Origin of the sequence: Streptomyces xinghaiensis S187 (assembly GCF_000220705.2) — a bacterium.
Classification (GTDB): Bacteria; Actinomycetota; Actinomycetes; order Streptomycetales; family Streptomycetaceae; genus Streptomyces; species Streptomyces xinghaiensis.
Map to the genome: position 1 here is coordinate 3,481,745 of NZ_CP023202.1, position 24,394 is coordinate 3,506,138.

The 24,394-nt window shown below is 71.8% G+C and carries 20 protein-coding genes and 1 pseudogene; 9 read left to right on the plus strand and 12 right to left on the minus strand.

Translation table 11 applies throughout. The features are described from left to right. Nucleotides 1-139: 139 nt before the first annotated feature. Genes SXIN_RS14925 through SXIN_RS14940 form a run of 4 tightly spaced genes read right to left on the minus strand, consistent with a single transcriptional unit; the run spans nucleotide 140 to nucleotide 3,740 of the window. A complete protein-coding gene (locus SXIN_RS14925; RefSeq protein ID WP_019707424.1) occupies nucleotides 140-859 on the minus strand; it encodes an ABC transporter permease subunit in 720 nt (239 codons plus the stop codon). Nucleotides 860-890: 31 nt separating this feature from the next. Next, on the minus strand, nucleotides 891-1,808 hold the full coding sequence (locus tag SXIN_RS14930; RefSeq protein ID WP_019707423.1) for an ABC transporter ATP-binding protein: 918 nt from the start codon (nucleotides 1,806-1,808) through the stop codon (nucleotides 891-893). Beyond that, on the minus strand, nucleotides 1,805-2,725 hold the full coding sequence (locus SXIN_RS14935; protein WP_185831100.1) for an ABC transporter permease subunit: 921 nt from the start codon (nucleotides 2,723-2,725) through the stop codon (nucleotides 1,805-1,807). The genes SXIN_RS14930 and SXIN_RS14935 overlap by 4 nt, the downstream gene beginning before the upstream one ends. Next, nucleotides 2,715-3,740 (minus strand): ABC transporter ATP-binding protein, encoded by a 1,026-nt coding sequence (locus SXIN_RS14940; RefSeq protein WP_019707421.1) that lies wholly within the window; start codon nucleotides 3,738-3,740, stop codon nucleotides 2,715-2,717. Before SXIN_RS14940 ends, SXIN_RS14935 begins: the two co-directional genes overlap by 11 nt. A 209-nt stretch (nucleotides 3,741-3,949) precedes the next feature. Here SXIN_RS14940 and SXIN_RS14945 point away from each other — a divergent pair. The 4 genes and pseudogenes from SXIN_RS14945 to SXIN_RS14960 all read left to right on the plus strand — a co-directional run. Next, a pseudogene (locus SXIN_RS14945) lies at nucleotides 3,950-4,864 on the plus strand (alpha/beta fold hydrolase); the annotation flags it as partial. A gap of 21 nt (nucleotides 4,865-4,885) precedes the next feature. Continuing rightward, the gene (locus SXIN_RS14950) at nucleotides 4,886-5,347 is read left to right on the plus strand and encodes an SRPBCC family protein (protein WP_019707419.1); all 462 of its coding nucleotides are present in this window, start codon (nucleotides 4,886-4,888) and stop codon (nucleotides 5,345-5,347) included. A 154-nt stretch (nucleotides 5,348-5,501) separates the two neighbouring features. Continuing rightward, nucleotides 5,502-6,404 carry an LLM class flavin-dependent oxidoreductase gene (locus SXIN_RS14955; protein ID WP_019707418.1) on the plus strand — a complete coding sequence of 301 codons (903 nt, stop codon included), beginning with the start codon at nucleotides 5,502-5,504 and terminating at the stop codon, nucleotides 6,402-6,404. 135 nt (nucleotides 6,405-6,539) lie between these two features. Beyond that, nucleotides 6,540-7,451, plus strand: coding sequence for an HAD hydrolase family protein (locus SXIN_RS14960; protein ID WP_095757094.1), 912 nt, complete (start codon nucleotides 6,540-6,542; stop codon nucleotides 7,449-7,451). A gap of 30 nt (nucleotides 7,452-7,481) precedes the next feature. Here SXIN_RS14960 and cydD read toward each other — a convergent pair whose 3' ends face one another. From cydD to hisC, 4 genes are all read right to left on the minus strand, one after another. Further along, a complete protein-coding gene (cydD, locus tag SXIN_RS14965) occupies nucleotides 7,482-11,168 on the minus strand; it encodes a thiol reductant ABC exporter subunit CydD (protein WP_095757095.1) in 3,687 nt (1,228 codons plus the stop codon). A 25-nt stretch (nucleotides 11,169-11,193) separates the two neighbouring features. Further along, a complete protein-coding gene (gene cydB / locus SXIN_RS14970; protein ID WP_019707415.1) occupies nucleotides 11,194-12,195 on the minus strand; it encodes a cytochrome d ubiquinol oxidase subunit II in 1,002 nt (333 codons plus the stop codon). A 16-nt stretch (nucleotides 12,196-12,211) separates the two neighbouring features. Further along, nucleotides 12,212-13,726, minus strand: coding sequence for a cytochrome ubiquinol oxidase subunit I (locus SXIN_RS14975; protein WP_039820351.1), 1,515 nt, complete (start codon nucleotides 13,724-13,726; stop codon nucleotides 12,212-12,214). Nucleotides 13,727-13,953: 227 nt separating this feature from the next. Then, a complete protein-coding gene (gene hisC / locus SXIN_RS14980; RefSeq protein ID WP_019707413.1) occupies nucleotides 13,954-15,066 on the minus strand; it encodes a histidinol-phosphate transaminase in 1,113 nt (370 codons plus the stop codon). A 345-nt stretch (nucleotides 15,067-15,411) separates the two neighbouring features. Between hisC and SXIN_RS14985 the strand changes: the two genes are divergently transcribed. The 3 genes from SXIN_RS14985 (at nucleotide 15,412) to SXIN_RS14995 (ending at nucleotide 18,964) form a co-directional block, all read left to right on the plus strand. Beyond that, the gene (locus SXIN_RS14985; protein ID WP_039820350.1) at nucleotides 15,412-16,515 is read left to right on the plus strand and encodes a LacI family DNA-binding transcriptional regulator; all 1,104 of its coding nucleotides are present in this window, start codon (nucleotides 15,412-15,414) and stop codon (nucleotides 16,513-16,515) included. 299 nt (nucleotides 16,516-16,814) lie between these two features. Continuing rightward, a complete protein-coding gene (locus SXIN_RS14990) occupies nucleotides 16,815-17,873 on the plus strand; it encodes a metallophosphoesterase (RefSeq protein ID WP_039820366.1) in 1,059 nt (352 codons plus the stop codon). Between the two features lie 182 nt (nucleotides 17,874-18,055). After that, a complete protein-coding gene (locus tag SXIN_RS14995; RefSeq protein ID WP_019707410.1) occupies nucleotides 18,056-18,964 on the plus strand; it encodes a hypothetical protein in 909 nt (302 codons plus the stop codon). A gap of 105 nt (nucleotides 18,965-19,069) precedes the next feature. Here the strand turns inward: SXIN_RS14995 and thiC are convergent, their stop codons facing one another. Then, nucleotides 19,070-20,845 carry a phosphomethylpyrimidine synthase ThiC gene (gene thiC, locus SXIN_RS15000; RefSeq protein ID WP_019707409.1) on the minus strand — a complete coding sequence of 592 codons (1,776 nt, stop codon included), beginning with the start codon at nucleotides 20,843-20,845 and terminating at the stop codon, nucleotides 19,070-19,072. Nucleotides 20,846-21,063: 218 nt separating this feature from the next. Between thiC and SXIN_RS15005 the strand changes: the two genes are divergently transcribed. Beyond that, entirely contained in the window at nucleotides 21,064-22,401 is a 1,338-nt protein-coding gene (locus SXIN_RS15005; RefSeq protein WP_238153767.1) for a YibE/F family protein, read from the plus strand. Nucleotides 22,402-22,476: 75 nt separating this feature from the next. Here the strand turns inward: SXIN_RS15005 and SXIN_RS15010 are convergent, their stop codons facing one another. The 3 genes from SXIN_RS15010 to SXIN_RS15020 all read right to left on the minus strand — a co-directional run bounded on the left by SXIN_RS15010 (nucleotide 22,477) and on the right by SXIN_RS15020 (nucleotide 23,924). Next, nucleotides 22,477-22,914, minus strand: coding sequence for an SsgA family sporulation/cell division regulator (locus tag SXIN_RS15010; RefSeq protein WP_095757097.1), 438 nt, complete (start codon nucleotides 22,912-22,914; stop codon nucleotides 22,477-22,479). A gap of 328 nt (nucleotides 22,915-23,242) precedes the next feature. Further along, entirely contained in the window at nucleotides 23,243-23,470 is a 228-nt protein-coding gene (locus tag SXIN_RS15015; RefSeq protein WP_019707407.1) for a DUF5326 family protein, read from the minus strand. A gap of 136 nt (nucleotides 23,471-23,606) precedes the next feature. Next, complete coding sequence (locus tag SXIN_RS15020; protein ID WP_019707406.1) at nucleotides 23,607-23,924, minus strand: cupin domain-containing protein; 318 nt, start codon at nucleotides 23,922-23,924, stop codon at nucleotides 23,607-23,609. A gap of 56 nt (nucleotides 23,925-23,980) precedes the next feature. On the opposite strand from SXIN_RS15020, the gene SXIN_RS15025 reads away from it, so the two are divergent. Then, nucleotides 23,981-24,358 carry a phage holin family protein gene (locus SXIN_RS15025; RefSeq protein ID WP_019707405.1) on the plus strand — a complete coding sequence of 126 codons (378 nt, stop codon included), beginning with the start codon at nucleotides 23,981-23,983 and terminating at the stop codon, nucleotides 24,356-24,358. Nucleotides 24,359-24,394 lie beyond the last annotated feature (36 nt).

Genomic DNA, 24,394 nt, shown 5'->3' on the forward strand with positions numbered 1-24,394 from the left:
CGCGCACGCGCGGGGCCCGCACTGACCGGTCGACGCGGCCGGTCACGGCCGAGGCCGGGGCGCGCACCCCTTCAGGTGCGCGCCCCGGCCCGTTCCGTTCCTTCTCGTCGCCACTCCGCCGGCCCGCCGTCGACCCGGCTCACTCCTCCCCGGCCAGCTTCAGGACGCGCAGCTTCTGGCCCGCGTACCAGGTGGCGAGGGCCGTGACGACGGAGAGCAGCACCACGGCCGGGACGAGGCCCACGTCCGAGGTCACCAGCCCGCCGTCGGCGGTCTTCTGCGCGAGGGCCAGCGCCCACTGCTGCACGCTGAGGGTCCGGGCCCCCTCGATCAGGCTGCCGAACAGCGATTCCCACACCAGCGCGTAGACGAGCCCGGCGACGACCGCGTGCCGGGTGACCGTGCCGAGCAGCAGGAAGACGGCGCTGTAGGCGACGGAGGCGACCGCGGCGGCCAGCGCGTACGCGACGGCGACGTTCTGGCTGTTGCCGTTCAGGATGAAGCCGGCGATCAGCGTGGGCACCGCCGAGAAGACGACCGTCACCCCGATCGCCACCAGCAGTTTGGTGACGATGATGGTGGGCCGCTTCACCGGTTTGGCGAGCAGGTAGACGATCGAGCCGTCGTCGATCTCGGGGCCGATCGCTCCCGTGCCGGCGATCACGCCGATCAGCGGGACCATCGTGGCGAGGGCGAAGCCGCCCAGCACATCGGCGGCGATCTGGTCGTCGACTCCGGTCAGTTGGCGCACCGCCACCGCGATGAGCAGCAGCAGTGCGGGGAGGAGGAAGAGGATCAGCGCCCGGCGTCGGCCGAGCAGGCCCCGGTAGGTGAGCCGGGCGACCGTGGAGTTGTACATCGGTTCGGGCTCCTTCAAGCCGCTGGGCCGCTCAGGCCGTTACGAGGTAGGAGAAGACGCTCTCCAGGGACTCGTCGGAGGGCGAGACCGTGAGGAGCCGGATGCCGTGTTCGCGGGCGACCCGCGGCAGCAGTTCGGTGAAGCGGGGGAAGTCGACGGCCTGGACGTGCAGCGCCCCGTCCGCTCGGTCGATCTCGATCCCGGCCGTGGACGGATCGGCGATCAGCGCGGCGGCGAGGGCACGGTCGTCGCTGGACCGGATGAGATAGCGGTGCGGGCGGTCCGTCATCAGGCGGCGGATCTTCCGGAAGTCACCGGAGGCCGCGTGCCGGCCGGCGACGATCACCTCGATGTGCTGGGCGAGCTGTTCGACCTCCTCCAGGATGTGCGAGGAGAACAGCACGGTGCGGCCCTCGTCCCCCATCCGCCGCAGCAGTTCCATGAGCTGCATCCGCTGGCGCGGGTCCATGCCGTTGAACGGTTCGTCGAGCAGGAGGACGGACGGCTCGTGGACCAGCGCGGAGGCCATCTTCACGCGCTGCCGCATCCCCTTGCTGTACGTGGCGATCTTGCGGTTCTGCGCGTACTCCATCTCCACGGTGGCGAGCGCCTGCCGGGCCGCCCCGCGGGGATCCTTCAGCCCGTGCAGCTCGGCGTTGGCGAGCACGAACTCCCGTCCCGTCAGGAAGTCGTACATGGATTCCCGTTCGGGGACGATGCCGATCTGCCGGTACGCCCCCTCGTTGCGCCAGACGGCCGCCTCGTCGAGGGTGACGGTGCCGGTCGAGGGGGCGAGGAAACCGGCCATCATATTGATGAGGGTGGACTTGCCGGCACCGTTGGGGCCGAGGAGACCGGTCACACCGGGGCCGATGGTCATGGTGATGTCGTTGACGGCGACCACGTTGCCGAACCAGCGGGAGACGTGGTCGATCTTGAGGGTGGTCACAGCCCGACCTTCCGGTAACGGCGCATCAGCAGCGCGTACGAGCCGGCGATCAGCCCGAGGACCACCGCCGGGTAGACGATTCCGGCGAGCGCGCCGGACGGCCCCTCGGCGCCGGGGAAGGCGGAGTCCGCGCCGAGGAACAGCGACTGCACGCCGTCGACGAGGGTGACCGGCGAGAACAGGCCGAGCCAGCCGATGGCGTCCTGGTTGCCCTGCTCCCAGGCGATCGCCTGGACGGTGCTGACCGCGCCGTAGGAGATCGTCATCACGGCGATGACGGCGGCGACGCCGAAGCCCCGGCGGGGGGTGAGCGCCGCGACGACCAGCCCGATGCCCGCGAAGAGCACGGACAGGACGGCAACGGAGGCCAGGCCCTGGCCGAACCCCTTGGTCTGGTCGGCGAAGTCCAGCTTGGCCAGCAGCGCGCCCGCGTAGAGGATGACGAGCGGTGCCGCGGTGAGCAGGAAGAGGGCCGAGGCCATCGCCGCGTACTTCGCCGCCACGTAGTCCACCCGTTCGATCGGACGGGAGAAGTAGAGCGGCACGGTGCGGAACCGCAGATCGCGGGAGACGGACTGCGGGGCCTGGGCGGCGAGATAGAGGCCGATGACGGCCTGGAGGTAGATCGCGTACCGCGTGTATTCGAGCGGCAGGTCCTTCATGTCGGTCGCCACGGCGACCGCGACGATGATGCCCGCCGGCAGGCACATCACGGCGAACAGCAGCATCGGCAGGACCTTGGACTTGGCCGAGCGGCCGAGTCCGTACGCACCGCGCAGGCTCTGGGAGAAGAGGGAGAGCCGGGCGTAGGAGCGTCCGAGGCGGGGGCCGTCGTAGCGGCGGTAGCCGATGTTGTGGATGCGGGTCGGGTCGGCGGACGGGTCCGCCGCCGTCGGCGTCATGCTCTCAGGCGGCATCGCGGCCACCTCCGTTCCGTCCGTCCGTGCTGCCGGGGTGCGGCTGGGCGGAGGGCTCCGGCCCGGCGGGCCCCGTGGGTTCCGGGGGCTCCCCGGGGCGGAAGACCTCCGCGATGTGGTGACGGCGCTGCTCCATGCGCACCAGGCCGAGCCCCAGTCCGGCGACGGTGTCGCGGACCGCGTCGTACGTCCGGTCGCCCTCGGCGTCCAGGAGCAGCACCCGGCCCGCGCCGGGCGCGTGCCCGCCGGCGGCATGGCGGACACCCGCGCGGGCCAGTGCCTCCGCCAGCGCGGCCGTGCCGTCCGGATGCTCTTCGGTGTCCGTGACCTCGACCGCGATGACCGCGGTCTTCTGGGTGAAGTCGCTGGTGGAGCTGGAGCGCAGCAGGGCACCGCCGTCGATGACGACGACGTGGTCGCAGGTGCGTTCGAGCTCGCCGAGGAGGTGGGAGGTCACCAGCACGGAGATGCCGAAGTCGGTGTGGACGCGGCGGATGAGACCGAGCATCTCGTCCCGGCCGACCGGGTCGAGGCCGTTCGTCGGCTCGTCCAGCAGCACCAGTTTCGGGTCGTGGACCAGCGCCTGGGCGAGCTTGACCCGTTGCTTCATACCGGTCGAGTAGCCGCCGATGGGCCGGTAGCGCTCCTCGTAGAGGCCGACGTGGCGCAGGGTGTCGGCGGTGCGCTCGCGGGCGGCGGAGGGCGGCAGCCCCGAGATCCGGGCCATGTGCACGACGAACTCGGTCGCGGACACGTCGGGGGGCAGGCAGTCGTGCTCGGGCATGTAGCCGACCTGTTCCCGGATGGCGCCGCCCTCGCCGGCCACGTCGAGGCCGAGCACGGCGGCCCGCCCCTCGGTCGCCGGGGACAGCCCGAGCAGGATCTTGATCAGGGTCGACTTGCCGGCCCCGTTGGCGCCCACCAGGCCGGTCACGCCCGGGCCGATGGTCATGGTGAGCCGGTCGAGCGCGGTCACCTTGGGGAACCGCTTGCTGAGGCTTTCGGTCACGATCACTGTCACGGCCCTGACGCTAGTGGTGCGGGCCACACCGGGCGTCAGCCCTGACGGCTGTCTCCGCGTCCCCCTTCAGGCGTAGGGACCCGTAGGGGCCGTACACCTAAGTTGTTACCAGCGGTAACGATCGTTGGTAACGTCGGGGCGCGGAGGGGCCGGGAAGACGGCGGCTCCCTGAGGCCGGAAGGCGGTGCCGGGTGACCGGTGACATGCGCGAACGCTGGGTGCGGGGCGGGGACGGCGTACGGCTGTGCGTGGCCGCACTGGGAGATCCCGGGCAGCCGGTGGTGGTCCTGGTGCACGGCTATCCGGACAGCAAGGAGGTCTGGACCGGGGTCGCGCGGCAGCTGGCGGACCGCTTCCACGTGGTCCTCTACGATCTGCGGGGCTGCGGCCGCTCGACCGCGCCCCGGCCGCTGCGGGGCGGTTTCACCCTGGAGAAGCTGACCGCCGACTTCCGCGCCGTCGCGGACGCGGTGAGCCCCGGCCGGCCCGTCCATCTGGTGGGCCACGACTGGGGCTCGGTGCAGGGCTGGGAGTTCGTCACCACGGCCGCCGCGGACCGGATCGCTTCCTTCACCTCCGTCTCCGGCCCCTCGCTGGACCACTTCGGCCACTGGGCCGCACGGCGCCGGAGCGGGGCGCTCGGCGCACGCGGTGTCCGCGAACTGCTCGGCCAGCGTCTGCGGTCCTGGTACGTCTACGCGCTGCACACGCCGGTCCTCCCCGAGCTCGCCTGGCACGGTCCGCTCGCCCGCCGGTGGCCCGGCATCCTGCGCAGGCTGGAGAAACTGCCCGCCGACGGCTACCCGACCCCGTCCCTGGCCCGGGACGCCGCCCACGGCGCGTGGCTCTACCGCGACAACTTCCGTCCGCGCACCCGCCGTCCGCGCGAGGACGCCCGTGCCCGGGTGCCCGTCCAGCTCGTCGTCCCCGCCGAGGACGTCTTTCTCTCCGAACACCTCTACGACGACCTCGGTCTGTGGGCGCCCCGGCTCGTCCGCCGGCGCGTGGCCGCCGGGCACTGGGTGATCCGGACGCAGCCGGAGCGGGTGGCCGGCTGGATCGCGGAGTTCGCTCTGGAGACCGGTGCCTCCTCCGGCTTTCCCGCCACGGAACCGTCGGCCGGCTGACACACTCCGGGCATGGAGCCGACGCCCGAACAGTTGCCCAGCACCGAGGCCGCCGTGACCGCCATCCGGGAGATCGCGCGGGAGTTCGAGCTAACGGTACGGGTCACCGACGACATCGGAGCCGACCGCTCGGCCCGGCGGACGGCGGCCGGGGCCTTCGCCGTGACCGACGAGGACGGCTCGCTGCCGCACGAGGCCCATGCCGCACTGTCCGGCTCACCCGCGGTGGAGGTCGAGCTGTACTCGGAGGGCGACGCCAAGATCACCGTCGAGGGGGTCGAGTTCCACGACCTCCCGCGCGACGTGGTGCCGGACTTCCTCCGCTCCGTGTACGGGGGAGCGGCCCAGGTGAAGGGCCGCTTCTTCCCGCCGGGTTACTGGCTCGTCGTGCCGCTGCCGGGAGGCCGCTCCTACAAGGAACTCGTGCTTTCCGGGCCGGTGCTCTCCCCCTGGCTGAGCCGGTCGGTGCGCTGAGCCGGGTGATGCGCCGAACCGGGTGATGCGCTGAGCCGGGCGGACGGTCGGGCGACCGGTACGGCGCTCGGCCGAGGAAGCGCGCGTCCCGCACGATCCCGGCCCGATCCCGGCACCACCGGGGCCATGGGGAGGCCGACGTAGGCTCGGGGCCATGAGTCCGCGCCTGAGCACCGTGATCCTCCCCGTCGACCGCTGGAACGAGGGCGGCCGCGCGAAATGGCAGCGCGCCGAGGAACTGGGCTTCCACGCCGCGTACACCTACGACCACCTGTCCTGGCGGTCCTTCCGCGACGGCCCCTGGTACGGCGCCCTGCCCACGCTCACGGCCGCCGCCACGGCGACCGGCCGGCTCCGTCTGGGCACCCTCGTGACATCACCGAACTTCCGGCATCCCGTGACGCTCGCCAAGGAGCTGATCTCCCTCGACGACATCTCGGGCGGCAGGATCACCCTCGGCATCGGGGCGGGCGGCAGCGGCTTCGACGCCACGGCGCTCGGCCAACGGCCGTGGACACCGCGCGAGCGGGCCGACCGCTTCGGCGAGTTCGTGCCGCTGCTGGACCGGCTGCTCACCGAGGGCACGGTCTCGCAGCGGGGCGACTTCTACACCGCGGAAGAGGCAAGGAACCTCCCCGGCTGCATCCAGCGGCCCCGGCTCCCCTTCGCCGTCGCCGCCACCGGGCCGCGAGGACTCAGGCTGGCCGCGCGACACGGACAGGCATGGGTGACGACGGGTGATCCGAAGCTCTACGAGACGGGCACGCCGCAGCAGTCGGACGAGGCGCTGCGCCGCCAGCTCGAAGGGCTCGCCGCGGCGTGCGCGGAGGCCGGCCGGGACGTTGCGGAGCTGGACAAGATCCTGCTGACCGGGTTCACACCGGACCGGGCCCGTCCGCTGGAGTCCCTGGACGCCTTCGTGGACTTCGCCGGGCGCCACCGGGATCTGGGCTTCACCGAGATCGTGGTGCACTGGCCGATCCCCGGCTCGGACTTCGCCGCCGACCAGGCCGTCTTCGAGAAGATCGCCACCGAGGCGGCCACGCGGCTCGGCTGACGGACAGGCCCCGCCCCCGCACGGCATACGGCCCGCACACCGGGGGCGCAAGTGACCAGAGGAGTCGCACGGCGGCGTTCTCATCGGCCCCCATGACGCTCCCTTGTGCGTACCGTCGCACGCTTGTGCGCGCATATGCGCGAAGATGGAGAGGTGACCTCAGCTACCGAGCGGCCCGAGCCGCACCACCCGGCCCCCGCCGGAGCCGGTGACCCGGCCTCCGTGACCGGGCCCGTACGGCTGATCGCCACCGATCTCGACGGCACCCTGCTCCGCGACGACAAGACGGTCTCCGACCGGACGGTCGCCGCGCTGGCGGCCGCCGAGAAGGCCGGCATCGAGGTCTTCTTCGTGACCGGCCGGCCCGCGCGCTGGATGGGAGTCGTCAGCGACCACGTGCACGGCCACGGCCTGGCGATCTGCGCCAACGGCGCGGCCGTCGTCGACCTGCACCGGGGCGGCCGGGTCGTCGAGGTCCGCCCGCTGCACCGGCTCGCCGCCATGGACGTGGTCGGCGCGCTGCGCGTCGCCGCGCCGGACACCTCGTTCGCCGTCGAACTGACCACCGGGCTCCACTACGAACCGGAGTACCCGCCCTTCCACCTCGACCCCGGGGCCACGGTCGACGCCGCCGAGCGGCTTCTCTCCGCGGACGCGTGGCACGCGCGGACACCGGTGCTCAAGCTGCTGGCCCACCACCCGGAGATGTCCCCGGACGACTATCTCGCCCTGGCCCGGGAGACAGCGGGCGCCCACGCCTCGTTCACCCGTTCCAGCCCCACCGCGCTGCTGGAGATCAGCGGGCTGGGGGTCAGCAAGGCCTCCACCCTCGCGCAGTGCTGCGCGGAGCGCGGGATCTCCCCCGGCGAGGTGGTGGCGTTCGGCGACATGCCCAACGATCTGGAGATGCTGACCTGGGCGGGCAGCTCGTACGCGATGGCCAACGCGCATCCCGAGGTGCTGGCCGCCACTCCGGCCCGTACGACCGCCAACAGCGAGGACGGCGTCGCGGTCGTCATCGAGCGCATCCTGGAGGAGCAGGCGTAGCGGCGTTCCGCCGCCCCGTACGGAGCGGCCTCAGCGCGCCGCCAGGGTGGCCTCCGGAAGCTCCCGGGGCAGCCGGGCGCCCGCCGTGTCCGCCGCGCGCTCCCGCTCCCGCATCCGCCGGAACGGCCCGTCGGCGGCCGCCAGCTCCGCGTACGTGCCGCGCTGGACGGCACGGCCCCGGTCCAGCACGACCACCTCGTCGACGTCCTCCAGCCCCGCCAGCCGGTGGGTGATGAGGACGGTCGTGCGGCCCTCGGTCGCCGCGAGCAGATCGGCCGTGAGGGCGTCCGCCGTCGCCAGGTCCAGGTGTTCGGCGGGCTCGTCGAGCACCAGCACCGGGAAGTCCGCGAGCAGGGCCCGGGCCAGGGCGAGACGGCGGCGCTGGCCGCCGGACATCCTCGCACCGTGCTCGCCGACCATCGTGTCCAGGCCCTCGGGCAGGCCGTCCACCCAGCCGAGCAGCCGGGCCCGGGCCAGCGCGGCGCGCAGCTCGGGCTCCCCGGCGGACGGACGGGCGAGCCGCAGGTTCTCGCGGAGTGAGCTGTCGAAGATGTGCGCGTCCTGCGCGCAGAGCCCGACCAGCCGCCGCACGGCGTCGCCGTCGAGCGCGCCGGCATCGGTGCCGGCCAGGGTATAGCGGCCGGACTCGGGGTCCAGGAAGCGCAGCAGCACCTGCGCGAGCGTCGTCTTGCCCGAGCCGGACGGACCCACGACGGCGATCCGGCGCCCCGGTACGAGGTCGAGGTCCAGGCCGTCGAGGGCGGGCAGCCGCTGACCGGCGTAGCGGGCCGTCAGATTCCGCACCGCCAGCGGGAACGGTGTGGCGGGCGGTACGGCGGGCTCGGCCGGCTCGCGCACCGGCTCGGGAGCGGCCAGCACCTCCCAGATCCGACCGGCGGCGCGCCGGGCCCGCTGCTGGTGGAGCACGGCGACGGGAAGGTCCGTGACCGCCTCGAACGCCGCGAGCGGCAGCAGGACCACCACCGCGAGCGCGACCCCCGCGAGCCTCCCCTCGTGCACCGCCTGCACTCCGGCCCAGGCCGTACCGGTCACGGTGAGCCCGCAGACCAGCGCGGAGAGCCCGGCGCCGGCTCCGGCAGCGGCCGCCGAGCGCCCGGCGAGCCCGGTGAGCTCGGCGTCCGCCCGCCGGGCCTCCTCCGTACGGGACCGGAGCGCGCCGGCCACCGTCAGCTCGGCGGTGCCGGACAGCAGATCCACGACCCGGGTCGCCAGAACACCGCGGGCCGGGGCCAGCCGCCGCTCCGCCCGGCGCGACACGGCCCCGGAGAGCAGCGGCACCCCCGCCCCGGCGGCGAGCAGCCCCAGCGCCAGCACGGCTCCCGCCTCCGGCAGCAGCCAGGCGGTGAAACCGACGGAGCCCGCGGAGACCAGGAGAGCGACGCCCACCGGCAGCAGGCGGCGCAGGAAGTAGTCCTGGAGGGAGTCGACGTCGGCGACGAGCCGGGAGAGGAGGTCGCCGCGGCGGGTGGTGCGCAGGCCCGCCGGTGCCAGCCGTTCGAGCCGCTGGAAGACGGCCACACGGAGGTCTGCGAGCATCCGGAAGACGGCGTCGTGCGCGACGAGCCGCTCGGCGTAGCGGAACACGGCCCGGCCGATGCCGAAGGCCCGGGTGGCCGTGACGGCCACCATGAGGTAGAGGATCGGCGGCTGCTCGGAGGCCCGCGAGATGAGCCATCCGGAGACGCCCATGAGGCCCACCGCGCTGCCCAGCGCCAGGCTGCCGAGCACCAGGGCCAGCACGAACCGCCCCCGCCGTGCCCGGGTCCGGTCCCGCACCCAGCGCAGCGGATCCGGGTCCCGCCGGCGGAGGATCCCACCGGGCCGGCCGGCCCGGCCGGGTCCGTCCGGCCGCTCCCCCGCCGCTGCGGGAACGGCCGCCACGACGCCCGCGCCCCGCGGGCCGCCCCGGCCGCCGGCACGGGCGCCGTCCGCCGGCCCGCCCGGTGTCTCCGGCGACGCGGCCGGCGTCCCCTCCCCGTCCTCCGGCGCCGGCGGGACGCAGACCGCGGCGGCCGGTGCCGATGCCGGAGCCGCGGCGAGTTCCGCCGTCCCGGCCGGCCGGGGAAGCTCCACCACCCGGTCGGCGACCGCCAGCAGGGCCGGCCGGTGCACGGCCATCAGCACCGTGCGCCCCGCCGTCAGCCGTGCGACCGCCTCCACGACCGCCGACTCGCTCTCGCCGTCCAGGTTGGCCGTCGGCTCGTCCAGCAGCAGCACGGGACGGTCGGCGAGGAAGGCCCGGGCGATCGCGATCCGCTGCCGCTGGCCGGCCGACAGCCCGGCGCCGCCCTCGCCGAGGACGGTGGCGGGCCCCTCGGGCAGCGCGGCGACGAAGTCCAGTGCGCCCGCGTCGCGCAGCGCCTCCCGCACGGCCGCGTCGTCCGCGTCCGGCCGGGCCAGCCGTACGTTCTCGGCGACGGTCCCGGCGAACAGGAAGGGGTGCTGGGGGAGCCAGGCGATCTGCCGCCGCCAGCCGTCGAGGTCCACGGTGGAGAGGTCCGTGTCCCCGAGCAGCAGGCGTCCCTCCGCCGCCTCGGCGAACCCCAGGACGGCATGGAGGAGGGTGGTCTTCCCCGACCCGCTGGGGCCGGTCAGTGCGACCGTCTCGCCGGGCCGGACGGTCAGGGAGGTGCGCGCCAGCGAGGGCTCCGCGCGCCCGGGGTGCCGGACGACCAGACCGTCCACCCGCAGCCCGGAGACCCGGGCGTCGGGAGCGGGAGCCGTTCCGCCGGTGCTCCCCGGCGGGGTCTCCAGCACGGTGAACACCTGCTCGGCGGCGGCCAGCCCTTCGGCCGCCGCGTGGTACTGGGCTCCCACCTGCCGGATCGGCAGGTAGGCCTCGGGGGCGAGGATCAGCACCACCAGCCCGGTGAAGAGATCCAGGTCGCCATGGACGAGCCGCATACCGATGCCGACGGCGACCAGCGCCACCGACAGGGTGGAGAGGAGCTCCAGCGCGAAGGAGGAGAGAAAGGCGATCCGCAGGGTTCGCAGGGTGGCCCGCCGGTAGTCGGCGGTGATGGCGCGGATCGACTCGGCCTGGGCCTTGGCGCGGCCGAAGACTTTCAGGGTCGGCAGGCCGGCCACCACGTCGAGGAAGTGCCCCGACAGCCGGGTGAGCAGCTGCCACTGACGGTCCATCCGCGCCTGGGTGGCCCAGCCGATGAGCACCATGAAGAGAGGGATGAGTGGCAGGGTCACCACGATGACCGCCGCGGACACCCAGTCCGCCGTGACGATGCGGGCGAGGACGGCGGCCGGGACCACGACCGCCAGCCCCAGCTGCGGCAGATAGCGGGCGAAGTAGCCGTCGAGGGCATCGATACCCCGGGTGGCCAGCGCCGTCAGCTCTCCGGTGCGCTGCGAGCTCAGCCAGCCGGGTCCGAGCCGTGTGGCATGGTCCAGCAGCCGGGTCCGCAGCTCGGACTTGACCGAGGCTCCGGCCCGGTGCGCGGCCAGTTCGGTCAGCCACGAGACGAGTGCCCGTCCGGCGGACACGGCCACGAGCAGCAGCAGCTCAGTGGTCAGCCCGTCGGCGTCCAGCCCCCGCTGGAAGGCGCCCACGATCACCTCGGCGAGCAGCACGGCCTGGGCCACCACCAGGCCGGCCCCCGCCAGTCCCAGGGCTACGGCGGCCAGCAGGAAGGTCCGGGTGGCCCGTGCGTAACGGAGCAGGCGGGGGTCGACGGGTTTCACGTGAAACAGTCCCTCGGTTTGTTCCTCAGTGCACGTCGGCGAGGTGCTGGGTGCCGATGCGCTTGCGGAAGACCCAGTACGTCCAGCTCTGGTACAGCAGCACCAGCGGGGTGGCGATACCGGCGCACCAGGTCATGATCTTCAGCGTGTACGGGGTGGAGGAGGCGTTGCTGACCGTCAGGCTCCACTCCTCGTTCAGCGTGGAGGGCATGACGTTCGGGAAGAGCGTCAGGAACAGCATCGCGACGGCGGCCACGATGGTGACCCCGGAGAGCGCGAAGGCCCAGCCCTCCCGGCCTCGCTGGTTCATGGCGATGGCCCCGACCAGCGCACCGGCCGCGGCCAGCATCGCCACGAGGCTCACGGCATCGCCCTTCTCCAGCTGGGTCCAGCCCAGCCACAGCACAGCGAGCACCGCGGTCACCAGGCCCACCCCGGTGGCCAGCTTCCGGGCCCGGACCCGGATGTCCCCCACCGTCTTGAGGGCGACGAAGACGGCACCGTGGAAGGTGAAGAGGGTGAGCGTGACCAGCCCGCCCAGCAGTGCGTACGGGTTGAGCAGATCGAAGAAGCCTCCGACGTACTCCTTCTCCTGGTCGATCGCGACCCCGCGCACGATGTTGCCGAAGGCCACGCCCCAGAGGAACGCCGGCAGCAACGAGGTCCAGAAGATCGCGTGCTCCCAGTTGGTCTGCCAGCGGTCCTCGTCCCGCTTGTGCCGGTACTCGAAGGCGACGCCGCGCACGATCAGGGCGACCAGGATGAGCAGCAGCGGCAGATAGAAGCCGGAGAAGAGAGTGGCGTACCACTCGGGAAAGGCGGCGAAGGTCGCGCCACCCGCGGTGAGCAGCCAGACCTCGTTGCCGTCCCAGACCGGTCCGATCGTGTTGATCAGTACCCGGCGTTCCTTCCGGTCGCGGGCCAGCACCTTGGTGAGCACGCCGACCCCGAAGTCGAAGCCCTCCAGGAAGAAGTAGCCGGTCCAGAGGACAGCGATCAGGATGAACCAGACGTCGTACAGTTCCATGTCCAGCTCCTCACTCTCAGTACGAGAAGGCCATGGGCCGGTCGGCGTCGGCGTCGTCGTCGTCGCCGCCGATCTTGGTGGGCGGGTTGAGGTCGGCCTCCGTGAGCTCCGGCGGCCCGGCCTTGACGTACTTGACGAGGAGCTTGACCTCGATCACCGCGAGAATCGCGTAGAGCAGGGTGAAGACGCTCATCGACAGCAGCACCTCGCCCTGGGTCACGCCGGGGGAGACGGCGTCCTCGGTGCGCAGCACGCCGTAGACCACCCACGGCTGGCGGGCCATCTCGGTGAAGATCCAGCCCCAGGAGCTGGCGAGCAGCGGGAAGCCGATGGTGAGCACGGCCAGCTTCCAGTACCAGCCGGTGAGCACGGCGCCGAGTTCCCTCTCCCGGGTGAGGGCCAGGCGCGGCTTCTCGTCCTCGGTGGTACGGAGCCGGGGCGCCAGCCACAGCTTGTTGCGGGTGAGGTAGAGGCCCACCACGCCGATGGCGAAGGAGACCATGCCGAAGCCGATCATCCAGCGGAAGCCCCAGTAGGCGACCGGGATGTTGGGCCGGTAGTCGCCGGGCCCGTACTGCTCCCGCAGGTCCTCGTTCACATCGTTGATGCCCGGGACCTCGGTCTCCAGATCGCTGTGGGCCAGGAAGGAGAGGAGCCCGGGGATCTCGATGGCGACCTTGTTGTGGCCCTCGTCGACATCGCCGTAGGCGAAGACGGAGAAGGGCGCCGGCGCCTCGGTGTCCCACAGCGCCTCCGCCGAGGCCATCTTCATGGGCTGCTGCTCGTACATCACCTTGCTGAGCCGGTCGCCGCTGACGGCGGTCAGCAGGCCGCCGACCACGAGGGTGACCAGGCCGAGCCGGAGCGACGTCCGCATTTCCGGGAGGTGCCTGCCGCGGCGGAGGTGGACGGCGGCGATGCCCACCATGAAGGCGCCGCCGGCCAGGAAGGCCGCGGTGAGGGTGTGGAAGACGACGACGACCGTCGTGTCCTGGGTGAGCACGGCCAGGAAGTCGGTGAGTTCGGCGCGCCCGGATTCCTCGTTGATCCGGTAGCCGACGGGGTGCTGCATCCAGGAGTTGGCGGCCAGGATGAAGTAGGCGGAGAGCACGGTCCCGATGGCGACCATCCACATGCAGGCGGCGTGGATCTTCTTGGGCAGCTTGTCCCAGCCGAAGATCCACAGGCCGATGAAGGTGGACTCGAAGAAGAAGGCGATCAGCGCCTCGAAGGCCAGCGGGGCTCCGAAGATGTCACCGACGAAGCGGGAGTAGTCGGACCAGTTCATACCGAACTGGAACTCCTGCACGATGCCGGTGACGACGCCCATGGCGATATTGATCAGGAAGAGCCTGCCCCAGAACTTGGTCGCCCGGAGGTACTTTTCCTTGCCCGTCCGCACCCAGGCGGTCTCGAGGCCTGCCACCAGGGAGGCGAGAGAGATCGTCAGCGGTACGAAGAGAAAGTGGTAGACGGTGGTGATGCCGAACTGCCATCGCGCCAGCGTCTCGGGCGCCAAGGCTATGTCCACGGTTCCTCTCCTTCACATCGCGGTGATTCGATGCGGCAGATGTCCCGTTGCCTCCATCCGCGAGGAGACAGACAGGCTGGTGCTTGTGAAAGCGTTCACATTCACAAGCACTAGTATGGCGCACCCTTTCCGCCCCGACACAACCAGGGGGTGTGCCCTGCGGCACACCCCCCTACCTGCGGTTTTTATACCCCCACCGGCATCTTGACGAAGCTGGTCGGCGCTGTTCACAGCTCCTTGCGGAAAGCCTCCGCGGCGCCCAGCAGAAGATCGTTCGCCTCGGTCTCGCCGATGGTGATCCGCACCCCCTCGCCGGGGAACGGCCGCACGACCACACCGGCCCGCTCGCACGCCGCCGCGAACTCGGCCGTCCGCTCCCCCAGCCGCAGCCAGACGAAGTTCGCCTGCGACCCGGGAACCGTCCAGCCCTGCTCCGTCAGCGCCGCGGACACCCGCGCCCGCTCACCCACCAGCGCCTCCACCCGCTCCAGCAGCGCCTCCTCGCTGCGCAGCGAGGCCACCGCCGCGTCCTGCGCCAGCTGGCTCACCCCGAAGGGCACCGCGGTCTTCCGCAGCGCCGCCGCCACCGGCTCGTGCGCCACGGCGAAGCCGACCCGCAGCCCCGCCAGCCCATAGGCCTTGGAGAAGGTGCGCAGCACGCAGACGTTCGGCCGGTCCCGGTAGAGCTCGATCCCGTCCGGCACCTCCGCGTCCCGGATGAACTCGCGGTACGCCTCGTCCAGCACGACCAGGACGTCCGACGGCACCCGGTCCAGGAAACGCTCCAGTTCCGGGCGGCGGACCACCGTGCCGGTCGGGTTGTTCGGATTGCAGACGAAGACGAGCCGGGTCCGGTCGGTCACGGCGTCCGCCATGGCGTCCAGGTCGTGGGTCTCCCCGCCGGTCAGCGGCACCTGCACCGAGGCGGCTCCCGAGATCCGCGTGATGATCGGGTACGCCTCGAAGGACCGCCAGGCGTACACGACCTCGTCGCCCGGACCCGCCGTCGCCTGGATCAGCTGCTGGGCGACCCCCACCGAGCCGGTACCGGTCGCGAGATGGGTGGCCGGCACGTCGAAGCGCTCGGCCAGTTCGGCCATCAGCCCGCTGCAGGCCATGTCCGGGTAGCGGTTGAAACTCCCCGCCGCGCCGAGAACGCTCTCCATGACCCCCGGCAGCGGGGGATACGGGTTCTCGTTGGAGGAGAGCTTGTACGTGACCGGCCCGTCCCCCGCCGTGGCCGGCTTGCCCGGCTTGTACGTCGGAATGCTCTCCAGCACACCGCGCAGCCTGGGAATCACCGGGGTCTCGGGGGAGTCCCCCCGGGAATCAGTGTGCATCGCCGTCCTCCTCGACCGTCCCGCCGCCATCAATGCTGCTTACCTTATGAGGATTGCCGCGCCGGGCAATGGGCCGGGCAAACCGGAGGCGCGCGCTTGCCCGCGGCGCACGCCGGTGGCCCGCGCCCTGGCGCGCGTCACTCTTCCAGGTGACTTGAGACCGCTTCACACCAAACATCGTTCACTGGACAACAGCACATCTTGTCCCAAACGAGAGCGAGGGAACCGCTCAACGGCCTTTGATATAAAGACGGTTGATAGATTCGATCTTGCAGAAACGTGACTCTTGACGGTTCATCGCCGACCCCCTCGGCCGGAGCCCAGTCGCCCTAGTATCGGCTGGCCATGACAGCAGCAGAGAAGCACCAGGTGAGCCGGTCGACCAGCCGTCGGCTGGGGCGGGCGGGCATCCGGGACGTGGCCGCCGCCGCCGGTGTCTCGATCACGACTGTCTCCGACGCCCTCAACGGCAAGGGCCGGCTCCCCGACGCCACCCGACGCCATGTCCGGGAAGTGGCCGAGCGGCTCGGATACCGGCCGTCCGCCGCCGCCCGCACCCTCCGCACCGGCAGATCCGGCCTGATCGGACTGACCGTGACCACCTACGGTGACGAGCCCTTCACCTTCACCGAGTTCGCCTACTTCGCCGAGATGGCCCGCGCCGCCACCTCCGCCGCGCTGGCCCGCGGCTACGCGCTCGTCATCCTCCCCGCGACCTCCCGTCACGACGTCTGGTCCAACGTCGCCCTCGACGGCACGGTCGTCATCGACCCCTCCGACCACGACCCGGTCGTCACCGAGCTCGCCCGGCAGCGCATCCCCGTCGTCTCCGACGGCCGGCCCGCCGGCTCCGTACCCGTCACCGCCTGGGTCGACAACGACCACGAGGCCGCCGTCCTCGGTCTGCTCGACCATCTCGCCGACGCCGGCGCCCGCCGGATCGGCCTGCTCACCGGAACCACCACGGACACCTACACCCGGCTCTCCACCACCGCCTATCTCTCCTGGTGCGAACGGGCCGGACAGGACCCGGTCTACGAGAAGTACCCCGCCCACGACCCGCGCGCCGGAGCGGTGGCCGCCGACCGGCTGCTGGCCCGCCCCGACCGGCCGGACGCCGTCTACGGCCTCTTCGACCCCAACGGCACGGATCTCCTCGCCGCCGCCCGCCGCTACGGCCTGCGGGTCCCGGAGGACCTGCTGCTGGTCTGCTGCAGCGAGTCCACCGTCTACGCCAGCACCGAGCCGCCCGTCACCACCCTCTCCCTCAAGCCGCGCCGCATCGGCACCGCGGTCGTCCAACTGCTGATCGACGCCATCGAGGGCCTGGACGAGGGGCGGCCGGTGGAGCAGGTGATACCGACGGAGCTGATCGTGCGCACCTCCTCCCAGCCACGGACCTCGCGCGCGACCGTCAACCCGCCCCGGTCACCCGCCGAACCGGCCTGACGCGGAGGGCACCCGGCCGTCCCGACGGCCGGCGGGACCGGCGGGCCCGGCGCTGCCACCGGGAAGTGCGGTCACCACAACCACCGCGACCACCAGGGCAATCCGGCACAAACTCCCGGCGCTCACGCCATCGCGGTGATTGCCGGCTCCCTGGTGCGTCACAACCCACGAGCGGCATTCCTATGATGGGCGCACGACACCGCGGATCCCTTGACCACGAGGGGCCTCCCCACTCTGAGGTGGGGCGAGTGCCTCCGCCCGCAGCGGCGGGGCAGGTCCGACCGGTGCACGGCGGCGCGATGGTGGAGGGGTCGATGATCCAGGGGGCCGGTCAGGGACCCGCGGTGCGGGGCATGATGGTCATGCCGGTGGTGCCCGTGAACGCTGCGGTTCCGCCGTACGCGGCCGACGAGGGCTACACCCCCACCGAACGGAACCTCCCGGTGGTCGGCCGCGTGCCCACCCCGGACGTGCCGACGGTGCCCCTCATGCCACCGGTGCCCGAACCCGAGGCGGGCGCCACCATTCCCGCGGACGGCCCCGGCCCGCTGTACGTCGTCGGCGACGTCCACGGCTACCTCGACGAGCTGCGGGCCGCCCTGCTCGCCCAGGGGCTGATCGACTCCCAGGACCGCTGGGCCGCCGGCAACGCCCGCCTGTGGTTCCTCGGCGACTTCACCGACCGCGGCCCGGACGGCATCGGGGTCATCGACCTCGTCATGCGGCTCTCCGCCGAGGCCGCCGCGGCCGGCGGCTACTGCAAGGCCCTGATGGGCAATCACGAGCTGCTGCTCATCGGCGCCAAGCGCTTCGGCGACACCCCGGTGTCCTCCGGCGCGGGAACCGCGTCCTTCCACGCCGCGTGGCTGCTCAACGGCGGGCAGCGCAGCGACATGGACCGGCTGCAGGACCATCATGTGCAGTGGATGTCCCGGCTCGACGCGATGGCCGAGGAGGACGGCCACCTGCTCGTCCACTCGGACACCACGGCCTACCTCGACTACGGCGATTCGATCGAGGCCGTCAACGACGCGGTGACCGAAGCCCTTCAGCGCGCCGACGCCGAGGAGTGCTGGGACCTGTTCCGCAAGTTCACCAAGCGCTTCGCCTTCCGCGACCAGGGCGGCGCCGAGGCCGTCCGCGAGCTGCTCGGGACGTACGGCGGCCGGCGCGTCGTCCACGGTCACAGCCCGATCCCGTATCTCACCGGCCAGGTGGGCAGTGAGGACGGCGAGGACGGCGGCGCGCCCGTCGTCGACGGCCCGCACGTCTACGCCGACGGACTGGCCATCGCCATGGACGGCGGCGTCACCATGGCCGGAAAGATGCTGGTCGCGCAACTCCCGCTGCCGGGCTGAGGATTACGCGGTCCGCCGCGGGGGCAGGTAGTCAGGTCCACGGTCGGGTCAATTTCCGGCAACACCCTGTCACCGCGTGCCGTGGGCGCCCTACCATCGGCTTATCCGCAGCAGGCTCTCCTCCGTTTCCGCCCTTCCGCCCGGTGAGAATCGGCGTGCCAGGGCCTACGGAGCATCGGGGGATGCACATGAACAGCGCACCGCATCTGCTTCCCGAGGACCGCCCCGACTTCGCGCGAGTCCTCGACCAGGTTCTGCGCCATGCGCACCGGCGCCCGGAGCTCGGCGCCGTCGGCCGGCGGCTCAACGCCGAGCAGCTGCGCACCAGAGCCCTGGACGCGGCCCCGGAGATCGCGTCCCGCGCCGCGGCCGAGTACCGGCTGTACACCGAGCTCCGCGACGAGTCGCGCCGCGTTCCGCCGCAGGACGACGGCCGGGGCGGGGCCCCGGCAGTGAGCGGGAAGGACGGCAGGGGCGGGAACGGAGCGGGCTTCGCCGGAGCCGTCGGCGAGGTGGCCGAGAGCTCCGGTGCCGGACTCCTCGCGGTCTTCGCCGTGCTGGCTCCGGTACTGGCGGGCGCCGCGGCGGCGATCTTCCTGCTGATCGGCTATCTGCTCCATCTGGTCAGCCCCGAGCAGCCGATGGCGGAACCGATCATCACGGCCGGCTGGATCTTCCTCGCGCTGACTGCCGCGGGCATCGTCATCGCGATGTTCGGCCTGCTGTTCACCGCGCGGCGCGACGGCGCCGGCTCCCTGCGGGCCTCGGCCGACGAGGACCGGACGAGCGATCTGGCCCGGGCCCGGGAGGCCTGGCGGCAAGCCCTGCTCGACCGCGGCATCGTGCCGTTCCTGCGGGAGGTCCTGGAGGAGCCGCCGGCGGCCGGGCAGGCCACCGGAAGCCCGTACGGCGGCGCCCCGGGCCCGGCCGGGGCACCGGAGGCCCGCACGCCCCAACTCGGTTACAGCAAGCCGGGATTCAGCAGCCCGGCCACGGGCGACGACCCGGGGCGGGGCAGCACGCGCCCCAGCTTCAACAGCCCCGGCTTCTCCAGCCCGGACTACGGCGGCCCGGAGCACCAGCCGGAGTAGCCGCCGCTCCCGGCCGCCGGCCGTCCGTCCGTCCCGCCGCCCGGAAGCGCGTTGGCACCGGGCGGACGGGACGGACAGGGCGGGCGGGAAGGGGATCCGGCTCGGTCAGTCGGTGACCGGCAGATAGACCCGGTTGCCCGCCGCCGCGAACTCCCGGGATTTCTCCGCCATACCGGCCTCGATCTCCTCCATCTCCCCGCCGTGCCGCCGGCGGATGTCCTGGGAGATCTTCATCGAACAGAACTTCGGCCCGCACATCGAGCAGAAGTGGGCCGTCTTCGCCGGTTCGGCCGGGAGGGTCTCATCGTGGAAGGCCCGTGCCGTGTCCGGGTCGAGCGCCAGGTTGAACTGGTCCTCCCAGCGGAACTCGAAGCGCGCGTCGGAGAGCGCGTCGTCCCACTCCTGGGCTCCCGGATGCCCCTTCGCCAGATCCGCCGCATGCGCCGCGATCTTGTACGTGATGACACCGGTCTTCACGTCGTCGCGGTCGGGCAGCCCCAGGTGCTCCTTGGGGGTGACGTAGCAGAGCATCGCCGTCCCCCACCAGGCGATCATCGCCGCCCCTATGCCCGAGGTGATGTGGTCGTAGCCGGGCGCCACATCGGTGGTCAGCGGGCCCAGCGTGTAGAACGGCGCCTCCTCGCAGATCTCCTGCTGGAGGTCGATGTTCTCCTTGATCTTGTGCATCGGGACATGGCCCGGGCCCTCGATCATCGTCTGCACGCCGTGGGCCTTGGCGACGGTGTTCAGCTCGCCCAGGGTGCGCAGTTCGGCGAACTGCGCCTCGTCGTTGGCGTCCGCGACCGAGCCGGGGCGCAGCCCGTCACCCAGCGAGAACGTGACGTCATAGGCCGCGAGGATCTCGCAGAGCTCCTCGAAGTTCTCGTAGAGGAAGCTCTCCTTGTGGTGGGCCAGGCACCAGGCGGCCATGATGGAGCCGCCGCGCGAGACGATGCCGGTCTTCCGGCGGGCCGTCAGGGGGACGTAGCGGAGCAGGACCCCGGCGTGGACCGTCATGTAGTCCACGCCCTGCTCGGCCTGTTCGATGACGGTGTCCTTGTAGATGTCCCAGGTCAGCTCCTCGGCACGGCCGTCCACCTTCTCCAGGGCCTGGTAGAGCGGGACGGTGCCGATGGGGACGGGGGAGTTGCGCAGCACCCACTCGCGGGTCGTGTGGATGTTGCGGCCGGTGGACAGGTCCATGACCGTATCGGCGCCCCAACGGGTGGCCCAGGTCATCTTCTCGACCTCCTCCTCGATGGAGGAGGTGACGGCCGAGTTGCCGATGTTGGCGTTGACCTTCACCAGGAACCGCTTGCCGATGATCATCGGTTCGGTCTCGGGGTGGTTGACGTTGGCCGGCAGCACCGCACGCCCCGCGGCGATCTCCTCGCGGACGGTCTCCGGGGAGACGTTCTCCCGGAGCGCGACGTACTCCATCTCGGCGGTGATCTCGCCGCGTCGCGCGTAGGCGAGCTGCGTGACGGGGGAGCCGTCCCGGCTGCGGCGGGGGCGCCGCGGCCCGCCGGGGAAGACGGCGTCGAGATTCCGCAGCCCGCCGCCGGGGCCGGTGGCCCTGAGGCCGTCGTCCTCGGGGCGCGGCGGCCGCCCGTCGTACTCCTCGGTATCGCCGCGGCCGGTGATCCAGCCCTCCCGGAGCGGCGCCAGGCCGCGCCGGACATCGGTGTCGACAGTGGGGTCGGTGTACGGGCCGGACGTGTCGTACAGCGTGACGTCGCGGCCGTTGGTGAGGTGCACCCGTCGTACCGGAACCCGCAAGTCCGGGCGTGAGCCGGTCAGATGGTCCTTGTGCCATCCGATCGGCCCGTTCCCGTTCCCGCCGGGTTCCCGGGCAGACGTGTGCGCATCCTGAACGGTCATGTGACCTACTCCCTACGCCGGCATTACCCGGTACCAGGTTCGGCGGTCGGCGCAGCGGCTTCCGCGACGGTACGGCCGGTCCCGGCCGCTCCGTGTACGGAGGTCAGCGCCCTCTCAGCCCGGTGCTCCGAGCTCCCGCGTGTGCAAAGGCAGCCCCCACGCTAACGCCGCCCCGGTGTTCATGACCAGAGGGCCCCTCTTCTTGCGATGATCTGGCGGTGACCTCGATCCCCGAAAGCCACGCGCACACACACGCCCACGGCCCCGCGGCCCCCGTGTCGCGGAGACTACGCAAGATCATCGCCGCGGTGCTGATCCCGTTCGCCGCGGCCGTCGCCGTCGGGCTGCTGGTGCTCTGGCCCGGCGGCACACCGGGGCACGAGCCGAGCGGGGTCGGCATGGACCGGCAGATGGAGCAGGGCGAAGTCGTCGGCATCGAGAAGGTGAAGTGCTCCGACGTGAACGCGGGAGGCGGACAGCCGCCCGGCGAGGAGCAGCCGGAGACGCCCGGCACACCGGGGGAAACCGGCGGCGACATCTGCGAGAAGGCGACCGTGCGCGTCACCACCGGCGACGACAAGGGACGCGAGTTCACGGAAATCGTCCAGCCGGACTCCACCCGCCGGCTGAGCGAGGGTCAGGGCGTGGTCGTGGCGTACGCGCCGGACGCGCCCCGGGAACTGCAGTACTCGGTGACGGACGTGGACCGCGAGCTCCCGATCTCGCTGCTCGCCGGGCTCTTCGCGCTCGCCGTGGTGGCGGTGGGAAGGCTGCGCGGTCTGTTCGCGCTGGTCTCCCTGGTCGTCAGCTTCGGGGTGCTGACGCTCTTCATCCTCCCCGCGATCCTGCAGGGGGAGAATCCCCTGCTCGTCGCTGTGATCGGCAGCAGCGCCATCATGCTGGCCGCGCTCTACCTCTGCCACGGGCTGACGGCCCGTACCTCCGTGGCCGTCGTGGGCACGCTGATCTCCCTGCTGCTGATCGGTGTGCTGGGGTCCGTCTTCATCGACTGGGCGAGGCTGACGGGCAACACCTCCGACGAGACCGGGCTCATCCACGGCCTCTACCCGGACATCGAGATGAGCGGTCTGCTGCTGGCCGGCGTCATCATCGGTTCGCTGGGCGTGCTCGACGATGTGACGGTCACCCAGACCTCGGCGGTGTGGGAGCTGAAGCAGGCGGATCCGACGATGTCGGCGCGGCGGCTGTACCGGGCGGGCATCCGGATCGGGCGCGACCACATCGCGTCGGTGGTCAACACCCTGGTGCTGGCCTACGCGGGTGCCGCCCTGCCGCTGCTGCTGCTGTTCTCCATCGCGCGGAGCAGCGTCGGCACGGTCGCGCTGAGCGAGGTCGTGGCCGAGGAGATCGTCCGGACGCTGGTGGGCAGCATCGGGCTGATCGCCTCGGTGCCGGTCACCACCGGCCTCGCGGCGATCGTCGTCTCGGCGGACCGGCCGGCGGTGGCCGTCCCGGCGCCGGATGCGGGGACTGAGACGGGGCAGCCGCGGCGCGCGGAAGGCGGGCGGGGGCGCGGGCGCCGCCGCAAGCCTTGACCGCGCGGGCGAAGGCGCCGGGTGTGCCGGGCCGGTGGCCGGCCGCGCCCGCCGCCGTCCGCGCGGCCCGCGAATTCAGCCCGCGTTGCGGGCCTGGGCGAGGATGCGGTCGAGTGTCTCCGCCAGACGGTCGTCGAAGTCCCCGGCGGACTGCTCCTGTCCCATGGGGACGATGCGGTCGGTCCGGTCGAGGAAGGCCACCAGCGGGGCCGCGCCCGCCCGGAAGGTGGCGCGGTCCTCGCCGACCTGGAGCCGGATGAAGACGTCGGAGAGCACGCCGGGGGTGACGGGAGCGATGTGCACGTCACCGTCACCGGTGGGCGCGCTCAGCCCGTCCAGCAGCAGATCGCGGGCGAATGCCCAGGTCACCGGTGCGTCGCCCGGCAGATGGAAGGTGAAGCGGACCGCGAAGGGGTCGGCCGGTTCGTACTCCAGCTCCACCGGAATGCGGAAGGAGAGCTCCTCGGAGACGAGGAAGCTCATCATCAGCTCTGCCTGAATCGTGTCGCGCATGGTCCACTGCCCCGTGTCGCTCGGGTGGCCTGTCCTGGAGCCTCCTCGGTCCTCCCGGCGCCGTGGTGCTCAACGCTCCGGCGGGACCGCTAGGAGTGGTGGTGCAGGTGTTTCAGGTGCGGGCGGGGCCACAGGGAAGTCCGCCCAGTGCGCAGCGTAGCCGTTTCGGCGCAAGGAGTTGCTGACCGCCATGGCGTCGGGACGGAGAAAGACGACGGGATGAGCGCGACGGCGCCGAGCCCCGGCCGGCGGGCCGGGGCTCGGACGCGGGCCGGACACGGGCATCCGGCCGGCCGGCGGACACGGCACCGGCGGGCACCGGCGGACTTCACCAGTCGCCGCGCGAGGACCCGTCCCGTGAGGCGGTGCCGAACTTCCGGACGACGTAGACCAGACCGGCCACCAGGGCGACGAACACCAGAACCTTGAACAGCAGTCCGATGATGAAGCCGACCACGTTCATGAGCAGGCCGCCGAACACGATGAGTGCCAGGACCGGAACGGCGACCCACTTCACCCACCACGGCAGACCTTCGAAGATCTCCTTGACCGCCACTGTCGTTCCCCTGCTTCCCGATCGTCGAGCCGGGATCTCCGGCTGCTTCCGATGCTAGACGCGCCGGGAGCGCGGCGGAGGTGCCGCTGCCCCCGTCCTTCCCTGACCCGTCCCCTACGGGGCCGGAGGCGGTGGGTCAGCTCTCCGGGGGAGAGAAGACCACCATGACCCGGAGGTCCTCGCTGATGTGGTGGAACCTGTGCGGCACCCCGGCCGGTACGTACACGACGCTGCCGCGGGCCACCGTGGTGGTCTCGGTGCCAACCGTGATCGAGGCCCGGCCGGTGATGACGACGTAGATCTCGTCCTGCCGGTGCGGCTGCTGCGGGTCGGTCGACCCCGCGTCGAGCGCGTACAGCCCCGCCGACATGTTCCGCTCACGCAGGAACTGCAGATACGCGCCCTCGTTCGCGGCGCGTTCCGCGTCCAGTTCGTCCAGCCGGAAGACCTTCATGTCCACCCCTCGATTCACCCCTCGGCTCAGCCGGTTCCGTCTGGGACGATCACACCATGACGAATTTCGTAGTCAAGACACTCGCCAACGCGGCCGCTCTGGCCGTGGCCATCTGGCTGCTCCAGGACATCACGCTCACCGGGGACAGCACGGGCGGCAAGACGCTGGCGCTGTTCCTGGTCGCGCTGATCTTCGGCGTGGTCAACATCGTGGTGAAGCCGGTGGTGCAGTTGTTGTCGCTGCCCCTCTTCGTCCTCACCCTGGGGCTGTTCACGCTGGTCGTGAACGCGCTGATGCTGATGCTGACCTCCTGGCTCGCGGATCTGGTCGATCTCCCCTTCCACGTCGAGGGCTTCTGGACCGCCGTGCTCGGCGGCCTGATCATCTCCGTCGTCTCCTGGGCGGTGAACATGATGCTGCCCGACGGCCGCTGACCGGGACCGGACGGGACTGACCGATGATGGACGGAT